11 protein-coding genes are annotated in these 17620 nt (G+C 46.9%); 5 read left to right on the top strand and 6 right to left on the bottom strand.

What is annotated here, in order from left to right:
* Positions 1-42: 42 nt before the first annotated feature.
* Entirely contained in the window at positions 43-2115 is a 2073-nt protein-coding gene (locus NG792_RS16430) for a prolyl oligopeptidase family serine peptidase (protein WP_261236097.1), read from the top strand.
* Between the two features lie 269 nt (positions 2116-2384).
* Here the strand turns inward: NG792_RS16430 and NG792_RS16425 are convergent, their stop codons facing one another.
* Entirely contained in the window at positions 2385-3884 is a 1500-nt protein-coding gene (locus NG792_RS16425) for a glycosyl hydrolase family 57 (protein ID WP_261236096.1), read from the bottom strand.
* Between the two features lie 88 nt (positions 3885-3972).
* Here NG792_RS16425 and NG792_RS16420 point away from each other — a divergent pair, with 88 nt between their 5' ends.
* The 3 genes from NG792_RS16420 (at position 3973) to NG792_RS16410 (ending at position 8669) form a co-directional block, all read left to right on the top strand.
* Positions 3973-4860, top strand: coding sequence for an alpha/beta fold hydrolase (locus NG792_RS16420; protein WP_261198043.1), 888 nt, complete (start codon positions 3973-3975; stop codon positions 4858-4860).
* 347 nt (positions 4861-5207) lie between these two features.
* On the top strand, positions 5208-7403 hold the full coding sequence (locus tag NG792_RS16415) for a histidine kinase dimerization/phosphoacceptor domain -containing protein (protein WP_261236095.1): 2196 nt from the start codon (positions 5208-5210) through the stop codon (positions 7401-7403).
* A gap of 144 nt (positions 7404-7547) precedes the next feature.
* Positions 7548-8669, top strand: a complete 1122-nt coding sequence (locus NG792_RS16410; RefSeq protein WP_261236094.1) for a hybrid sensor histidine kinase/response regulator — start codon at positions 7548-7550, stop codon at positions 8667-8669.
* A gap of 3 nt (positions 8670-8672) precedes the next feature.
* On the opposite strand, the gene ccmS is transcribed toward NG792_RS16410, so the two are convergent.
* The 5 genes from ccmS to pyk form a co-directional block, all read right to left on the bottom strand.
* On the bottom strand, positions 8673-9110 hold the full coding sequence (ccmS, locus tag NG792_RS16405; RefSeq protein ID WP_261236093.1) for a beta-carboxysome assembly chaperone CcmS: 438 nt from the start codon (positions 9108-9110) through the stop codon (positions 8673-8675).
* A 35-nt stretch (positions 9111-9145) separates the two neighbouring features.
* A complete protein-coding gene (locus NG792_RS16400; protein ID WP_261236092.1) occupies positions 9146-10921 on the bottom strand; it encodes an ABC transporter ATP-binding protein in 1776 nt (591 codons plus the stop codon).
* 203 nt (positions 10922-11124) lie between these two features.
* On the bottom strand, positions 11125-11880 hold the full coding sequence (locus NG792_RS16395; protein ID WP_261236091.1) for a T-complex 10 C-terminal domain-containing protein: 756 nt from the start codon (positions 11878-11880) through the stop codon (positions 11125-11127).
* A gap of 583 nt (positions 11881-12463) precedes the next feature.
* Positions 12464-13627: a formate-dependent phosphoribosylglycinamide formyltransferase gene (gene purT, locus NG792_RS16390; protein ID WP_261198037.1), complete on the bottom strand. Its 1164-nt coding sequence runs from the start codon at positions 13625-13627 to the stop codon at positions 12464-12466.
* Between the two features lie 268 nt (positions 13628-13895).
* Positions 13896-15317 (bottom strand): pyruvate kinase, encoded by a 1422-nt coding sequence (gene pyk, locus NG792_RS16385; RefSeq protein ID WP_261236090.1) that lies wholly within the window; start codon positions 15315-15317, stop codon positions 13896-13898.
* A 631-nt stretch (positions 15318-15948) separates the two neighbouring features.
* Here pyk and NG792_RS16380 point away from each other — a divergent pair.
* The gene (locus NG792_RS16380; RefSeq protein WP_261198035.1) at positions 15949-17541 is read left to right on the top strand and encodes an AMP-binding protein; all 1593 of its coding nucleotides are present in this window, start codon (positions 15949-15951) and stop codon (positions 17539-17541) included.
* The last annotated feature ends 79 nt before the right edge of the window (positions 17542-17620 follow it).

Here is a 17620-nt window from a genome sequence, read left to right as displayed (position 1 = left end):
CAAAACGCTACACTAGAATACACTCCTTAATTCCCTAAGTGTATGTCCTATTTCGACGGAACCCTCAGCTATCCCAATACTCGTAAAGGCGATATCGTGGATGACTACCACGGTATCCAGATTTCCGATCCTTATCGTTGGTTGGAAGACCCCGACGCTGAGGAAACCAAAGCTTGGGTAGAAGCGCAAAATACAGTCACTTTTGCTTATCTTAACGAAATTCCTCAACGCGATCGCCTCAAAAATCGCTTGACTCAACTTTGGGATTATTCCAAGTACAGTATCCCTTTTAAAAAAGGCAGTCGGTATTTTTATTTTAAAAACGATGGACTGCAAAATCAAAGCGTTCTCTATGTCCTCAATCACCTCGATGATCAACCTCGGGTTTTGCTCGACCCCAATAAGCTCTCGGAAGATGGCACTATCGCCCTAGGAGGTATTGCCATTAGCGAAAATGCTCAATTCATGGCTTATGGTCTCTCTTCCTCCGGTTCCGATTGGCAAGAGTGGAAAGTGCGCGATATTGAAACCGGCGAGGATTTATCCGACCATCTTCAATGGATTAAATTCTCCGGTGCTTCTTGGACCCACGACCATCAAGGGTTTTTCTACAGCCGCTATGATGAACCCAACACCAAAGGCCAATATGAAGAGGTTAACTATTATCAAAAACTCTTCTATCATCGCCTCGGTACTCCCCAATCTGATGATATTTTAATCTACCATCGTCCTGATCAAAAAGAATGGGGATTTAGCGGGGGTGTCAGTGAAGATGGCACGGTGCTGATTATCTCGGTCTGGCGCGGTACTGACCCGAAAAACTTGGTATTTTACAAAGATTTAACCAATCCTGACGCTTCCGTTATTGAATTAATTACCGAATTTGAAGCCCAGTATGGGTTTATTGATAAAGAAGGGGATGTGTTTTGGTTTCAAACGGACTTGGATGCCCCCCGGGGACGGGCGATCGCCTTGAATATCCGCACTGGCGATCGGCAAGAACTGATTCCCGAAGCCGCCGAAACCTTAGAAAGTATCGGTCTTTTAAATAATCAATTTGTAGCCGATTATCTCAAAGATGCGCGCAGTCAAATTAAACTCTTTAACCTCGATGGTTCCTTCATCCGCGAAGTCGAATTACCGGGAATCGGTTCTGCCGGTGGATTTAATGGCAAACGCCACGATACTGAAACCTTTTATAGTTTCACCAGCTTTACTACGCCACCCACGATTTATCGTTACGATATGGTGACCGGGAAGAGTACCCTTTATCGAAAACCCGAGGTAGACTTCAACCCAGATAATTATACAACGGAGCAAATCTTTTACACCAGTAAAGATGGCACCCAAGTACCGATGTTCATCATCCATAAACAGGGAATCCAACGGGATGGAAATAATCCCACCTATTTGTATGGATATGGCGGATTTAATATTTCCCTCACCCCAAGTTTTTCTGTCTCCCAAGTCGTCTGGATGGAATTGGGCGGCATCATTGCCATTCCTAATCTACGCGGTGGGGGAGAATACGGAGAAGATTGGCATCAAGGGGGGACGAAGTTAAATAAACAAAATGTGTTTGATGATTTTATTGCCGCTGCGGAGTGGTTAATCGAACATCAGTACACGCGACCCCAGAAACTGGCGATCGCCGGTGGCAGCAATGGCGGATTATTAGTCGGGGCCTGTATGACACAACGCCCGGACCTGTTCGCTGCTGCCCTCCCTGCCGTCGGTGTCCTGGATATGTTACGTTTCCACAAGTTTACCATTGGCTGGGCCTGGTGTTCCGATTACGGTTCCCCGGATAATCCCGATGAATTTAAAGCCTTGTATGCTTACTCTCCCTTACATAACCTTAAACCGGGTACTGCCTATCCAGCCACTCTCATTACCACCGCAGATCACGACGATCGCGTTGTTCCCGCACATAGTTTCAAGTTCGCCGCTGCCTTACAAGAAGCGCATACCTCGAATGCACCCGTCCTGATTCGCATTGAAACCAAAGCCGGACATGGTGCCGGAAAACCCACTGCTAAAATCATCGAGGAAGCCGCCGATAAGTGGGCATTTCTAGTCCGAACCTTACAGATGGAGATTCCAGTTAAGGAGTAATACGGAATTCGGCATTCAAAGTCTATAAAACCCCCCAGGCTTAAGCCCGGAGGCTATACGAACAAAGCCCGCCTACGCGGGCTAAAGAGCAAAAACAGACTTTTGATACCCGGATTTGCTATAACAACTGAACTTGTTATTACAAACATTAGACCTCTTACCTCAATCTCTTAAGCCCCCCTTATTAAGGGGGGTTGGGGGGATCAATCCCGAATGAAAGCAGGAGGTTTATTAATAAGGATTGACGTTTTGATGTTGAACTTGGACGGTTAAAAGTCGTTGTTTAACTGGTCGATCGCCCGATTGTAGATGGACCGGGCAAAGTCAGTCCACATTCCTTGTCCCCAGTAGCGAAAACAACTGGTTTGGGTTAACAAATTGTTCAGTAAGGCTTGACGATAGCGCGGTTCTTGGGTAAAGTTTTCATCACCCATGAGCGGATCAATTTTTTCATGAAATAGGGCGCTGAGGGAATTCATGGGTCCGACTACATTTTCATAGCCTTGCACCCAATTGAGGTTATTCGTCCAGGAGGAACCATCCACATGAAATTGATGGTCTTCTTGCTTTAACTGCGCGATCGCCTCGGCTACTTTTTCAGGGGTGACATTCTCTAGATCAACCCGTTGCCAGATTTTATGTTGTTGCACCGCTTGACAAGGGGAATACTCTTCGGGGGAACAGCCTGCCGCTTCAATCAGTTCTAAATATTCAGTCCCGTTAAGAGCAACCGTTCCCGATTTTCCCCCATTATTTTGGGCAATTTCATAAGTAGTGCGTTTGAAGCCGTCGGGAAATTCATTCATCATCACGCCCCCATTTTCCCCATCACCAATTTGTGTAACAATAGGGGGAACGGTTACCGACCCAATTTGCTGTTTAGACAGGGTTTTGGCTTCATAATAAGGCTGCATTTGTGCCACTAATTTAGTATCAGACCCTTGGGTTTTAATTAAGGCAGTAATACTGGTGGTTTCTCCGTGGGAATTTCGGGCAATTAGGCGGTGGGGAAGATGTTTGTAGCCCAGACTATGACCCTCTAAGGTTTCCACGGAATGTTCCTGAACCATAATCCAGCGATAGCCACTTTCTTTGAGGGCTTTGATCAACTCAAAGAGGGTATCAGGATGGTTGGGAAGGTGCATTTCTGGGGGGGAAAATCCTTTGACTCGGGCGAGGGCTTCCCAGCCAAAAATTGAGGCAAAATAATGTTGCCATGCTTGAATATGTAGTTTTAGATCCGGCAGGGGAGTGGAGGGAACCACGGCATGACTCCACATAGTTCCTAACCATTCCACATGGAGATAGTATTGGGGGTCGCAGGTGATGCGTTTGAGACTATCGATGACATCATGGCGTCCCATTTGTCGCAATCCCCACAATAAATTGCCGGAGTAATCTAACATGACTCGGGGATTACAACCATTGGCAACGAGTTCGGGAATGAATTCCCCCATGCGACTGTAGCACCAGGAGAAGGGTCCGGCATTGTGATTATCGCCTTCGCCGGTATGTTCAAACATATATTGCAAGTGGCCGATATACTCACCGTTGGGTCCTGCCGGGATGGTGGGTTGGTGCATATGCAAGGCGATCGCAAATGCAGCACTAATGTCTTCTAATCGGATATTTGTAATAGGCAAAAATACAGGTTCGTTATGTTGAACGACGGAACGAACTGCGTTTTCCCAGCCGCAAATATTGGGTAATCCTTGTGCAAATTCATCTAATTTGGGAAGATCTGTGGGTGTGGGGGCGAGGGAAACCATAATTTTAATTGCTGCTTTGACGTGCTATTTTTAGTTTACTGTTGATTGAGTGTCTTGCAACCGACACTTTTTGAATTCTATCAAAATTATGTTTCCGAGTTTTCTGCCTTCTGATGTTAAGTTTTTGACGGAATCCACTTCGATCGCCCTGGCACAAAGAATCGAATGTCAGGACATCCTGACTTCCGGGGGCGATCGCCCGATTCCGACGAGTTTCGTTCGGGAAGGGCGGGGGGGGCCGCCGATTTTGCTGCTACATGGGTTTGATAGTTCCGTGTTTGAGTTTCGCCGGTTGCTGCCGTTGCTGGCAGCAGAGCACCAAACTTGGGCGATGGATTTATTGGGATTTGGATTTACCCATCGCCTGCCGGAAATTCCGATTACACCCTCGGCGATTAAAACCCATTTATATGAGTTTTGGACCCAATTAATTCAACAGCCCATGATTGTAGTAGGGGTATCAATGGGCGGTGCAGCGGCGCTCGATTTTACCTTATCTTACCCGAATGCGGTGCAAAAATTGGTGTTAATTGATAGTGCTGGGTTTGCCAAGGGTCCCGCGATGGGCAAGATGATGTTTCCCCCCCTGGGGTATTTGGCAACCCAATTTTTAAGAAATCCTCGGATTCGGCAACAAATCAGTCTGAAAGCGTACTGCGATCGCGCGTTAGCTTCGGCAGATGCCGCAGCTTGTGCGAGTCTGCATTTGCAGATGCCGGGGTGGGATCGCGGCACGATCGCCTTTACCAAAAGCGGGGGCTACAACTTTTTAGCAGATAAAATTGAGCAGGTAGACAAACCGACTCTAATTTTATGGGGAGAAGATGACCAAATTTTGGGCACAGCGGATGCTTACAAGTTCGCGGAAGCGATCGCCTCAAGTAAGCTAATCTGGATTCCCAACTGTGGTCACGTTCCCCATTTAGAACAACCCCAGATGACGGCGAAGCACATTCTGGAATGGTCTAAGTTCTGAACTGATCCACGGCTGTTCCACAGTTGCCAAACTTTTTTGGCAACTGGGTCTTTTTCGCGACAGAATATAAAGACATAGCAAAACCTAAAATTAGGGAATGCAGGCAGTGCGAACCCTGATGTAAAATCTCTGGGATTTTTGTCCTAAAAGCCTGGGATTAATGGAATCCCCCCACTGGGAGTCCAAAAAACCGGCTGGTTCAGGGCAAGTCCTGAAGGCGTCAGGGACCGCAACTCGACCCCCGAGATGTTTGGGGTTCTCGGTTGGAGGTCGCCAGGAAAGCCACTGCCTATCAAAAATAGGAGTCGTGAAACCGCTGAAGGGGATTGAGTTCGGGAAGGTAAGGAATGCAAAATTTTAGCCAACAGCCGGAGAACCGTTTGACTAACTGGGCCGCCCCCACCCGTCCCCCCTTGGAGGGTGCGGAAAGTCTACCATCGGATCATGAAGAACTGCGGCAGGCTTACGAGAGATTAACCTTTCATGTAGAAAATTTTCCCCTAGGGGCGATCGAGTGGGATTGTGTGTTCGGGGTGAAACGATGGTCTTCCCAAGCCGAAAAAATTTTGGGTTGGAAGGCACAAGAGGTAATCGGTATTCCTCGGCAAAAGTGGCCTTGTAATTATCCCGAGGATGAAGGGTTGGTTATCGCAGCCCTCGATCGCCTCATGGAGGGGAAAGAACCTCACAATGTTGTTTGCTATCGAAATTATACAAAAAAAGGGGAAGTTATTTGGTGTGAGTGGCATAATTCGGCTCTGTTAGATGAAGCGGGACATCCGATTTCAATTTTATCCCTGGTACAAGATATAACGGAGCAGAAACAGGCGGAGCAGGAACGGGATCAATTGATTTCTAACATTGATCGGGAAAATCAAACCCTAGAAGCCTTGGTGCAAGAGCGCACTGCGGAATTAGCCCGGACGGTGGAACGGCTAGAAATTGAAATTGCCCGCCGGGAGCAACGCGATCGCCAGTTTTCCGCGATCGCCGCGAACTTGCCCGGGGTGATGTATCGGGCGATTGTTCGGACCGATGGACGGATTACGGTTCCTTTCATCAGTGATGGTATTAAAGAACTCACAGGGATCGACCCTATGGATGCGATGGCGGATTTGTGGGGATTATTTGGCCGAGTCCATCCCCACGATCGCGAGGGGTTTCGGGAGCGCATTGCCTCCCTCGGGGGGAGGCAACAACCCCGGGATCATCAGGAATTTCGCATTATTAGTGCTTCGGGCGAACTGAAGTGGGTGCAGGACAATACCCATTATACTTGGATGGATAATGGGGATGTGATCGCCGATGGGGTGATGTTGAATATCAGCGATCGCAAACAGGCGGAAGAGGCGATGCGGCAACAGGTGGAACGGGAACGGTTGCTTGGGGCGATCGCCCAACGAATTCGCCACTCCTTGGATTTAACCACAATTCTGAGTACCACCGTTGAGGAAGTGCAGCAAGTGCTCGGGTGCGATCGCGTCTTAGTCTATCGGGTCTGGGCTGATGGGACCGGCAGTGCGATCGCCGAAGCCGTCAAACCCGGTTGGCTGAAGGTCTTAAATCGGGTTTTCCCCCAAGAAGTGTTTCCCGTAGAAAATTATCAACGGTACATTGAAGGACGAATTTGTGCCTTAGTTGACCGCGATTCCGGACAGGTTGTCCCCTGTTTGGTGGAGTTTATGAAAACCATCGAAGTCCGCGCTAAACTGGTCGTTCCCATCATTGAAAAAAATACACTGTGGGGATTATTAATCGCCCATCAATGTTCGGGACCTCGGCAGTGGCAAGGCGGGGAAATTGACCTTTTAGCCTCTTTAGCCACTCAACTGACCATTGCAATTCAGCAGTCAGAACTTTACGAACGTCTGCAAGTGGAACTGAGCGATCGCAAAAAAGCCCAATGCCAAATTAAAGCCTCCCTAGAAGAAAAAGAACTCCTCCTCAAGGAAGTTCATCATCGGGTCAAAAATAACTTGCAGGTGATTTCCAGTATTTTTTCCCTGCAAAGTTCTTATATTGAAGAACCGCGAATTTTATCGATTTTACGCGATAGTCAAAACCGCATTGCTTCAATGGCCTTAATTCATGAAAAACTTTACCACTCTGATACCCTCGCTAAAATAGATTTCAATGATTACATTGAAAGCCTGACGAGCAACTTATTTTCCTGCTACAATATTAGCCCCAAAAAAGTCCGGTTAAAACTGCAGATTGAAAATGTTTCCCTCAACCTAGATACGGCAATTCCCTGCGGATTGTTGCTCAATGAACTCGTCTCCAACTCCCTCAAACACGCCTTTCCCGACGACGGTTCGGGAACCATTTTTATAGAATTTTCCGCCTTGGATCATCAGACATTAAATCTGATGGTGCGCGATACGGGTCGGGGCTTACCGGACGAATTAGACTTCAAAAAAACCAGTTCTTTAGGACTGCGCTTAGTCCGTGCTCTGACCCGACAATTACGGGGAACCCTGGATATTAAAAATAGTCACGGAGCTTGCTTTCAAATTACCTTTCCCTCTCCCCAAGGTCTTTAACGCCGTTTCGGGGATCCGCAAAAGGGTTTGAGTTCCCACTCTTCTTTGCTTTACCCCAGGCAATTTCAGTTTTATAATTGACACAAAACTTGAGGGACAGGAATTCTGTCTCATGGTACCGATTAAAGTTGGGGAAAACCTGTTATGTCACATAAAATTCTGGTTGTAGAAGATGAAGCCATTATTGCTGAAGATATTGCCCTCCGCTTAGAAAAAATGGGATATGAGGTGGTGGATATCGTAGCCTCGGGAGAAGAAGCCATCGCCGCTGCGGCCATTCATCAGCCGGATTTGGTGTTGATGGATATCATGCTGCAAGGGCTAATGGATGGAATTATGGCAGCGGATCAAATTCGGGAAACCTTAGAAATTCCCGTGGTATATTTAACCGCTTATGCTGATGAAAATACCTTGAAACGAGCGAAGGTGACTCAGCCTTTGGGTTACATTCTCAAACCTTTTCGGGAAACTGAACTGTGGGTGACTATCGAAATTGCTTTATCCAGGCATCAGGCTGAATTGGAAGTCAAAAAAGCAGTTTCTACCGCAGAAACTAACCGTTATAAAGCCGAAGAAATGAGCCAAATTAAAGCTCAATATTTGTCGATGGCGGCCCATGAATTTCGCAACCCCCTGACGACTATTCAATCCTCAGCGGAATTAATTCAGGAGTATGTGGATAATTGGCCCCCGGAAAAAACCCAAAAACATCTTGAACAAATTGTGATGGCGACGGAAAGCCTAAATCAGCTACTTGAAGATATTTTAAAATTTGGTAAAGCGGATTTTCCCAAAACTAGCTTAAACCCCGCCCCTTTAAATTTGGCATCATTTTGCGAGAGGATTGTCGAAACCTTCCAATTGAGTGCGGGACAGGAATACCGCCTAATTTTTACTCAACAAGGAGAATCCCGAACCGCCTACCTCGACCAAAAATTACTGTGGCATTTGTTCAATAATTTAATTGCAAATGCGATTAAGTATTCTCCGGTAGGGGGGGAAATTTTGATTAACCTATCTTTCCAGGAAGATGAGGTGGTGTTTCAAATCTGCGATCGCGGGATTGGCATTGACCCCGAAGAAATCAACACCTTGTTTGTGCCATTTTCTCGCGCTTCTAATGTGGGAACGATTCCCGGAACTGGGTTGGGACTGGCGATCGCCAAACGGTCCGTAGATTTACATCACGGTCAAATTACCGTAGAAAGCCAACTGGGTCAAGGGACGACCTTTACCGTTACCCTTCCCCTCACCCCAGTCCCCTAACTCTTACCCTTTCACCCGTTCTTGCAGACCCTGTTCTAATCGGTCCAATAACGTATCCACATCGGTAGATATCATTTCAAAACATTGGGGAGGGGGTGGTTCAGTGACAAATTCTATCACCTTTAGCTGCCCTTGATTAATCCCGACGAGGAGAACCTCAGTTTCTGGATTAAACCCCTCGACAATTCCCACGACTTCTTGTAAGAAACTCCCCACGGTTTCATTGAGTTTAAGTACCGCCTCTTTTGGGCAGTAAATAAAATGCGGAGTGGGTTGCAAGTCGATTCCCATCACGCTGCCGTTATGTTGATTTTCCAGCCATAGGCCCCAGGAAAGAGCTGCCAATTCCTGTTGGTGAGCTTTGGCAAAATCAGCTAATTCATAACGCCATCGGTCCTCGACTTTCTCTGGCTGAAGGTTCCCCGGTAAAAAACCAGTCATTGCTATTTCTCTTGTGTTGCGATTGGATGATTGGATTACTTTAAACCCATTTGCACGCGCCATAACCCTGCATAAATCCCTCCTCGTTCCAGGAGTTCCTCATGAGTGCCGCGTTCTACCAATTCTCCCCGATCCATGACATAAATGCAATCCGCATTTCGGATAGTCGAGAGACGATGGGCGATCGCGATGGTCGTGCGGTTTTGAGTAATTCGGTCCAAAGAACGCCCGATCGCCGCTTCTGTTTCATTATCCACCGCTGATGTCGCTTCATCTAAAATCAAAATCGGCGGATTTTTCAACAGGGCCCGGGCGATCGCCAATCGTTGTCGCTGTCCCCCGGAAAGTTTCTGCCCCCTCTCCCCTACAATGGTGTCATACCCTTGAGGCAGTTCCATAATAAAATCATGGGCTTCTGCGAGTTTTGCTGCCTCAATTGCATCTTCATAGCGGGCATCAAAACTGCCATAAATGATATTTTCAGCAACAGTCCCATGAAATAAAAATACATCCTGACTGACTAACCCGATCGCCCGTCGCAAATCCTGCAACTGAATATCGCGCAACTCTATCCCATCTAAAGTAATACTACCCGACTGGATTTCATACAGTCGCAGCAACAGTTTCACTACGGTACTTTTCCCCGAACCTGTCGCCCCCACTAAAGCAATAGTTTTTCCTGCTGGAATCTCTAGGGATAAGTGATTAATCACCGGATTGCGCTCAAAATAGGCAAAGCTAACATCCCGCCATTGAATTTCGCCGCGTACCGTTTGAATCGGTAACGGTTTATTCCCCGGATGGGTGGCGATCGGTGTCTCTAATAAATTCATCACTCGCGCTACAGAAGCCGTTGCCCGTTGATACAAATCTAAAGTCTGACCTAACCGTGTTAACGGCCATAATAACCGCTGAGTTAAAAAGATTAAAACACTATAAGTTCCCACTGCTAGATTCCCTTCTACCGTAGCCAGACCGCCAAACAACAAAGTAGCGGTAAAAGCCACCAGAATGATGATTCTAATTAAAGGAATAAAAGCAGCAGACAAGGCAATTGCCCGTCGATTGCTTTGGCGATAATTTTCGCTCAATCGTCCGATGCGTTTGCTTTCATAAACCTCAGCGGTATAGCTTTTAATGGTGGTAATTCCACTTAAATTATTGCTCAGTTGGCTATTGAGTAAACTGACTTGTTCTCGAACCTCAGCATAGCGAGGAGTGAGCAATTTCTGGAAGGCGATCGAACCCCAGATAATAAAAGGCATGGGCAACAGTGCCATCCATGCCACCGTCGGCGCTAAAACAAAAAAGACTGTGCCAATGATAATCACCGTCGTGACCACCTGGAGAATTTCATTGGCCCCAACATCTAAAAAGCGTTCTAATTGGTTAATATCATCATTTAAGATAGACATAAACCCGCCGGTAGAACGCTCCTCAAAATAGGCTAGGTCGAGGTCTTGTAAGTGGCGGTAAACATCCAGGCGTAAATCATGTTGTAGGGTTTGGGCTAGATTCCGCCAAAGGCGATCGTAAGCATACTGAAAGACCGATTCCAACACCCAGACAATAAAGGTAAGCCCACTGAGAATCAGCAATTGTCCAAAGACATCGGTCACCCCAAATTGGGCAACAAAAGAGTTTTCTTCATTGACGACTACATCCACTGCCGCCCCAATCAGGGCTGGAGGTGCCAAGTCAAACAATTTATTGAGAATAGAACAGGCGATCGCCTGCCAGATTTGAACGCGATATTGATGTCCATATTCCAGCAGACGCCCCAAGGGATGCCCTGAATGCTTACGGGTCATAGTGCGATTGACTGACACGGAATTTATCGTTATGGGGGTTGAAGGTCTGCCTCTATCATACGCAATCAGCTTGCCTGGGATGATAATGCAGTGTTTTGCCTTGAACTGCTGGAACATCTGCACCCTTTTAAATCCCCGGGAGAAGAAACCGAGTTTTTGGCCCCGATGGGTTGCGGATTCGTAAAAAACCCGGTTTCTAACCTTTACTGTACTCCGGGACTAACCGTCGGTTGTTGCTGAACTCCGGGACTAATTTGCTGCTGAACTCCGGGATTCACTTGCTGCTGAACTCCAGGATTAACTTGAAAATCCCCCGGAATCGTTTGAGTGGGAGTCCCTATGGGAACCTGCTGCTGAGTGGGAGTTCCTATGGGAACCTGCTGCTGAGTGGGAGTCCCTATGGGAACCTGCTGCTGAGTGGGAGTTCCTATGGGAACCTGCTGCTGAGTAGGAGTCCCTATGGGAACCTGCTGCTGAGTGGGAGTTCCTATGGGAACCTGCTGCTGAGTGGGAGTTCCGGTGGGAACCTGCTGCTGAGTGGGAGTTCCGGTGGGAACCTGCTGCTGAGTGGGAGTTCCTATGGGAACCTGCTGCTGAGTGGGAGTTCCTATGGGAACCTGCTGCTGAGTGGGAGTTCCTTGGGTGGGCTGTCCAGGCACTGTTTGAATCGGGGCAGAACCCGTCCCATTTATCACCCTCGTGCCATCGGGGAGGATTTGAACAGTTGTGCCATCAGGGAGGGTTTGGACTTGACCGGGCGCTGCTGCCTCTCCCCCGGGGACATTGCCCGGTTGTCCGGGGATTTGGCCCCCCGGTGTGGCAGTTTGCAACGGGGGTTGACAGAGGTTATTGAGATTCCTGGCTTGGCCGGAAGAATCGATCATAAAACAGCCTGGATATTCTTGGGCGATCGCTCCCTTGGAAACAGGGAGCATTAAGGCAAAGAGGCCAGATGTCATCAAAGTTAGGGTAACTTTTAAAGGGTTAAACATTTTCGGGGATTCTCCTTGATTTATTTCTAATTTATTGCCGGACTTAGGGAGTTGCTCTAACTCCTTGGGTGAAAGATTTTCCAAAATATCAGTAGGGATGTAGAATAGGGGAAAAAAATTAATATTTTAAAAATAATTAAGGCTTGCTCTCGGTTTCGGGCTTCTAAATATCCTCGGCTATCCTCTCAACTGAAGCAATGAAAAAATGCTTAGTCTTGACAGAAGCCAAGACTAAGGCACGCCGATAGTAGGAGGGTTTATTTAGAAACTCCTAATAGTATGCAAAAATAAAAGGAAAATATACTCTCTCAGGAGAGAGATTTCTCCCTCATCCCCCAGACATAGTTAGGCATAATCTGGAGTTGAAACATTTATTCTTACCGTTAGAGCGCCTGTGCGGGCTATGGACCTAGGGCATCAGTATCAGATTAAATCAGCAGGAGTCAGAAACCCGATTTTTAGCCTAAATTTACTGTTTCGGGGCAGAAATGGAATAAAAAACCGGAGGGTTTCATGCCTGCTGTACCGAGTCCCTAGGATTTTTCTGGGATTATTTACTAATTTTCACGGTATTAGCGGCCCGAGTTGCTTTTGCCCTTGCTTCTGCAATGGTTTGACCTTTTGCTAAAGCGACTCCCATGCGGCGGAAGGGACGAGAATCGGGTTTACCAAATAATCTTAAATCCACATCCGGTTCGATGAGGGCATCGGCTACCCCTTGATAAGAAATTGATTCTGAATGGTCTTGGGCTAAAATAACTGCACTGGCAGAAGGACCAAATTGTTCAATTTTGGGAATAGGTAGCCCTAAAATAGCTCTGAGATGAAGCTCAAATTCATTGAGATTTTGGGAGATGAGAGTTACCATGCCGGTATCGTGGGGACGGGGGGAGAGTTCGGAGAAAATGGTCTCATTTTTGGTGATAAAAAACTCGACGCCAAAGATACCTGCACCACCTAAAGCATCGGTAACTTTTTGGGCGATCGCCTCGGCTTCTTGGACTCGTTCCGGTGAAATATCTGCCGGTTGCCAGGATTCTTGATAGTCGCCGCGTTCCTGACGATGACCGATCGCCGGACAAAACAACGTGGGATGATCCCATTGGCGGATTGTTAGCAGGGTAATTTCCAGTTCAAACTCAATGAATTCCTCAACAATTAGCTTTTGAGTATCGCCACGGGAACCGGCGATCGCATAGTTCCAGGATGCCTCCACTTCGCTGCGATCGCGAACGGTAGATTGTCCTTTCCCCGAAGAAGACATCACAGGTTTAACCACATTGGGAAAGCCGATTTGTTCCGAAGCGGCAATTAATTGTTCTAAAGTGGTGGCATAAGCATATTTAGCGGTTCTAATGCCTAACTCTTGATGAGCGAGTTCCCGAATGCGATCGCGATTCATGGTGTAGTTTGTTGCTTTCGCTGTGGGAATGACCACAATGCCGCGATCTTTCTCAAATTCGAGTAATTTTTCGGTGCGAATTGCTTCAATTTCTGGGATAATAAAATTAGGCTGATGGTGATTTACGATTCGTTCCAAATCATCGGGATTCAGCATAGAAATCACTTCAGAATAATCCGCCACTTGCATCGCCGGAGCATTGGCATAGCGATCAACCGCAATGACTGTATTCCCGAGACGTTGAGCGGCGATCGTAAATTCTTTCCCGAGTTCGCCGGACCCGAGAAGCATTAATTTTTGGGGTAAACGCATCGAACCAATTCCCAATAGACTAAACTGCCAACTATTTTAAACCGTTTATTCTCAAATTCAACAGAGGGCAAGCCGGGGTTCAAACGCCAAACTCCTGTTGCACCGCGTTACCACCATTCCCACAGTTATCCGCGTACCTTCTTTTGGGAGTGAGAGCATTTTGCTCCCGAGGATGTGGGGGGAGCAAGATGCTTTCACTCGTGCTGGCTATGAGTACCTCATCAGTGCGGAATTATAAAATCATTCCCTCAGAGGGCGTTTCTTTCCCTTAAACGGCATAACTTTCCCCTATGCGATGCACTTTAATCAAGTTAGTTACCCCGGTAATAGGAAGGGGTAACCCAGCAATAATGACAACCAGATCTCCTTTTTCGACCAGTTGTTGTTCCAAAACTGTTTTTTCTAATAAAACAATCATTTCATCGGTATTAGAAACCTCTTGGAGTTGCAAGGATTGCAACCCCCAATATAGAGCGATGCGCCGTTGAATAAACTCATCGGTAGTGACGGCGATCGCTGGGATAGATTGGCGATATTTCGACAATAACCGGGCTGTGAATCCATGTTCAGTAAAGCAAATTAGCGCCTTGGCATGGAGGTTTTCAGCCAGTTGGCAGCCTGCATGGACCACCGAATTCCCAATCGAATATGCCTCAATTCCCGTGACATATTGTCGGGAAGTGGTTAACTGAGCCTCGGCAGTTTCGGCAATCAGCGCCATTGTTCTGACCGATTCAATGGGATAATCTCCCACTGCTGTTTCTCCCGACAGCATCAGCGCATCTGCTCCATCATAAATCGCATTAGCAATGTCCGATACTTCCGCACGGGTCGGGCGCGGATTATGAATCATAGACTCTAACATTTGAGTGGCGACAATCACAGGTTTTTGATGATTTCTACAGGCCTGTAAAATCGATTTTTGGAGGGTAGGAACCCGTTCTAAGGGAATTTCCACCCCTAAATCTCCCCGGGCTACCATCACAACGTCTGCCGTTTCTACAATCTCTTCTAAACACTCTAAGGCTTCATGGCGCTCGATTTTAGCAATAACATGAGCGTATTTATCCTTGCGCCTAATTGCTCCTTTTACTTCTTTGATATCTGAGGCTTCCCGCACGAAAGAGAGGGCCACATAATCAATGTTTTGCTCTAAGCCAAAATTCAAATCTTCAATATCCTTTTGGGTCATGGCTGGCGCAGAAATTGAAGAATGTCGGAGGTTAATTCCCTTGTGGCTTTTGACCGGGCCCCCATAAATTACTGTTCCGTAAATTTCTTTCTCATAAATACGATTAGCTTGGATGCAAATCAGACCATCATCAATGAGAATTGAATCTCCTTCTTTAACATCATGGGCTAATCCTTTATAGGTTGAACTAAAGCGTTCAGCATTGCCCAATACCTCTAGCATGGTAATGATGGTTTGATCCCCAGGATGGAGAACCACCCCGGTTTCCATTTCTCCGACGCGGATTTTCGGACCTTGCAAATCCTGCATAATCGCGATCGGTTTATTTAATTCGGCGGAGACTTCGCGAATGGTGCGGATATTTTGTTCGTGAGTGGCATACTCACCGTGGGAGAAGTTTAAGCGAGCTACATCCATTCCCGCCAGAACCATTTGTTTAATGGTATTGCGATCGCAACTAGCCGGACCCAGAGTGCAGATAATCTTCGTTTTACGCATGAGATTAAACAGATTATAGAGGAATGTACGACATCAATTAGCAGTTTAACCGAATTTTTATTAGAATTCAGGACATTTATCAGGTATGATCAGGGCTGGTTTTCCCCTTTGGAGTTGAATCAAATCCGGACCGGGGACATTAAGGAAAAATTGTAATCTCAATGGGCAGGGTTAAATTGTGACTCAGGATACATCTGCTCAATTGACCGACCCCTACTTGCACAGATTGGCCCAATAATTGTTTCCATTATCCTTTAAAATGAAATCGGTTATCATTCCCTTGAAAAATCCTAATAAAGATTTCCATTTTATCTTATTCGGTCGATATAAAAACGACCTTGCTCATTTCCATTCCTCCCCCATCCTCCCTATCCTCCCTATCTCCCCTATCCCCCCATCTCCCTCTCGGGCTAGAGGCTACCCGCTTGCACTTGTGGTATCTCTGTTAAATTGGCCGTTCGGATTTCCCAAGGGGTCACTTCATAGGATATATTTCTAAAATAGCCCAATCAAAACAATTTTTATCCACCCCTTAAATTCCCGTGGCGAGCGGGATGCCGATGTAGTTTCCAGCCCTGTTGCTGGCTTAAAATGGCGAATCAACGCCTGCCTTTATCCCACTCCTTGAGCGATGAATATTGCCGAAATTTTACACAAACAAGTTGAAGAAACCCCAGAAACTCCAGCCATCCTGGAGATGCGACGCGGTGCCAGAGGCAGGGTGAGTTTTGCAGACTTGGAGTTGAGGGCGCGGAGGGGAGTTACGCTGTTGCGACAAAAAGGGGTGCAGACGGGAGATACCGTCTTGCTGATGATGCCCCTGTCAACAGATTTTTACGTGGCGCTCATTGCAATTTTTAGGCTGGGTGCGATCGCCTTAATCCTCGATTCAGATGCCAAGTCTGATGAAGTCGATCGCGCCTGTACATTGTGCCGTCCAAAAGCCATCATTACCACCACAAAAAATTTAATTGGGCGGTTTTTCTCCCGGGCTTTTCGCAAAATTGCGCTGAAATTCACCATCGGATTTTCCCTCCCCCCCCTCATTTCTTGGCAGAAATCGCAAACCCTAGAAACTGACCCTAAAATTACCGAAATTGAGCCACAAACTCCAGCATTAATCGTCTCTACTGTGGGATTGTATGACCAATTTAAATTTATTGAATTGACTCACCATTATTTGGGAGTTCAACAAAAATCACTGGGAGAAATTCTTTTATTACATCCCGGAGAAATAGATATTACCCTACAACCACTTTTAGGACTAATTAATCTCGGCTTAGGCGTTACCAGTTTATTGCCCAAGTTTCAAACCCAGAAGCCTTTAATGACTCAAATAAAACCGATTATTGATGCCATTAACAAATATCAACCCACTCGGATTGTGGCTGCTCCCACTTTACTCGAAAACCTAATCGAAGCGTTGCTAAAAAAAAGAGAATTATTAACCTCGCTGTATAAAATTTTTATTTGGGGAACGCCAGTTCTGCCCAGTCGGCTTAATCAAGTCAATCAAATTGCACCCCAAGCAGAAATTATCGCAATTTATGGAGAAACCGCCGCGATCGCCAGCCTCTCTCGCCGAGAAATTGAAGTCAGCGATGTTAGTCAAATGCAGACGGGAAAAGGCTTACTCGTGGGCAAACCGGCCCCAGATATTCAGTTAAGAATTATTTCCAACCAATGGGGCGCACCCGTTGTCCCCTATCAAAATCAAGCCGAATTTGAAGCCACCTGCCGCCCTTATTCCGAACCGGGAGAAATTGTGCTGCAAGGCGATCGCTTCCTCACCCGAACCTTAAACGAACTCGGAGACGAACCCATGAACTTTCGGGTCGGGGACCAACAATGGCATCGCACCGGGGATGCAGGATACTTAGACTCTCAGGGACGATTGTGGTTGCTTGGACCCTGCCAAGATTGCATTCAAGATAAATTCGGAGTGATTTATCCCCTCACTGTAGAATGCGCCGTAGATTACAATCGCGAAGTCCAGCGGATCGCCTTTTTTTCCTATCGCTATCAGCGAACTTTAGTTGTAGAAATGGCCGACCAAAGCGGCGATCGCACCTTATTTCAACGCAGTTTATCCTCCGTCCTAGAATCCCTACAATGGGCCAATGTAGAAGCGTTGCGCGTCGTCGAAAAAATCCCAATGGATAAACGCTACCCCCGACGAGTCGATCGCGTGGCATTGGAACGAATGCTAGATGAGCAGGACTAATTGAGATAGGGGAGATAGGGGAGATAGGGGAGATGGGGGAGATAGGGGAGATAGGGGAGATAGGGGAGATAGGGGAGAT

The organism is Laspinema olomoucense D3b (assembly GCF_025370785.1).
GTDB lineage: Bacteria > Cyanobacteriota > Cyanobacteriia > Cyanobacteriales > Laspinemataceae > Laspinema > Laspinema olomoucense.
The sequence above is the reverse complement of the archived record's forward strand: the minus strand, read 5'-3'. Positions and strand labels throughout refer to the sequence as shown.

What these genes read in the sequence shown, in the direction of transcription:
- ccmS (WP_261236093.1), bottom strand. Translation starts at nt 9,110, where the DNA reads ATGACTGGTTTTTTACCGGGGAACCTTCAGCCAGAGAAAGTCGAGGAC.
- NG792_RS16400 (WP_261236092.1), bottom strand. Translation starts at nt 10,921, where the DNA reads ATGACCCGTAAGCATTCAGGGCATCCCTTGGGGCGTCTGCTGGAATAT.
- NG792_RS16425 (WP_261236096.1), bottom strand. Translation starts at nt 3,884, where the DNA reads ATGGTTTCCCTCGCCCCCACACCCACAGATCTTCCCAAATTAGATGAA.
- NG792_RS16415 (WP_261236095.1), top strand. Translation starts at nt 5,208, where the DNA reads ATGCAAAATTTTAGCCAACAGCCGGAGAACCGTTTGACTAACTGGGCC.
- NG792_RS16430 (WP_261236097.1), top strand. Translation starts at nt 43, where the DNA reads ATGTCCTATTTCGACGGAACCCTCAGCTATCCCAATACTCGTAAAGGC.
- purT (WP_261198037.1), bottom strand. Translation starts at nt 13,627, where the DNA reads ATGCGTTTACCCCAAAAATTAATGCTTCTCGGGTCCGGCGAACTCGGG.
- NG792_RS16410 (WP_261236094.1), top strand. Translation starts at nt 7,548, where the DNA reads ATGTCACATAAAATTCTGGTTGTAGAAGATGAAGCCATTATTGCTGAA.
- NG792_RS16395 (WP_261236091.1), bottom strand. Translation starts at nt 11,880, where the DNA reads ATGACATCTGGCCTCTTTGCCTTAATGCTCCCTGTTTCCAAGGGAGCG.
- pyk (WP_261236090.1), bottom strand. Translation starts at nt 15,317, where the DNA reads ATGCGTAAAACGAAGATTATCTGCACTCTGGGTCCGGCTAGTTGCGAT.
- NG792_RS16380 (WP_261198035.1), top strand. Translation starts at nt 15,949, where the DNA reads ATGAATATTGCCGAAATTTTACACAAACAAGTTGAAGAAACCCCAGAA.
- NG792_RS16420 (WP_261198043.1), top strand. Translation starts at nt 3,973, where the DNA reads ATGTTTCCGAGTTTTCTGCCTTCTGATGTTAAGTTTTTGACGGAATCC.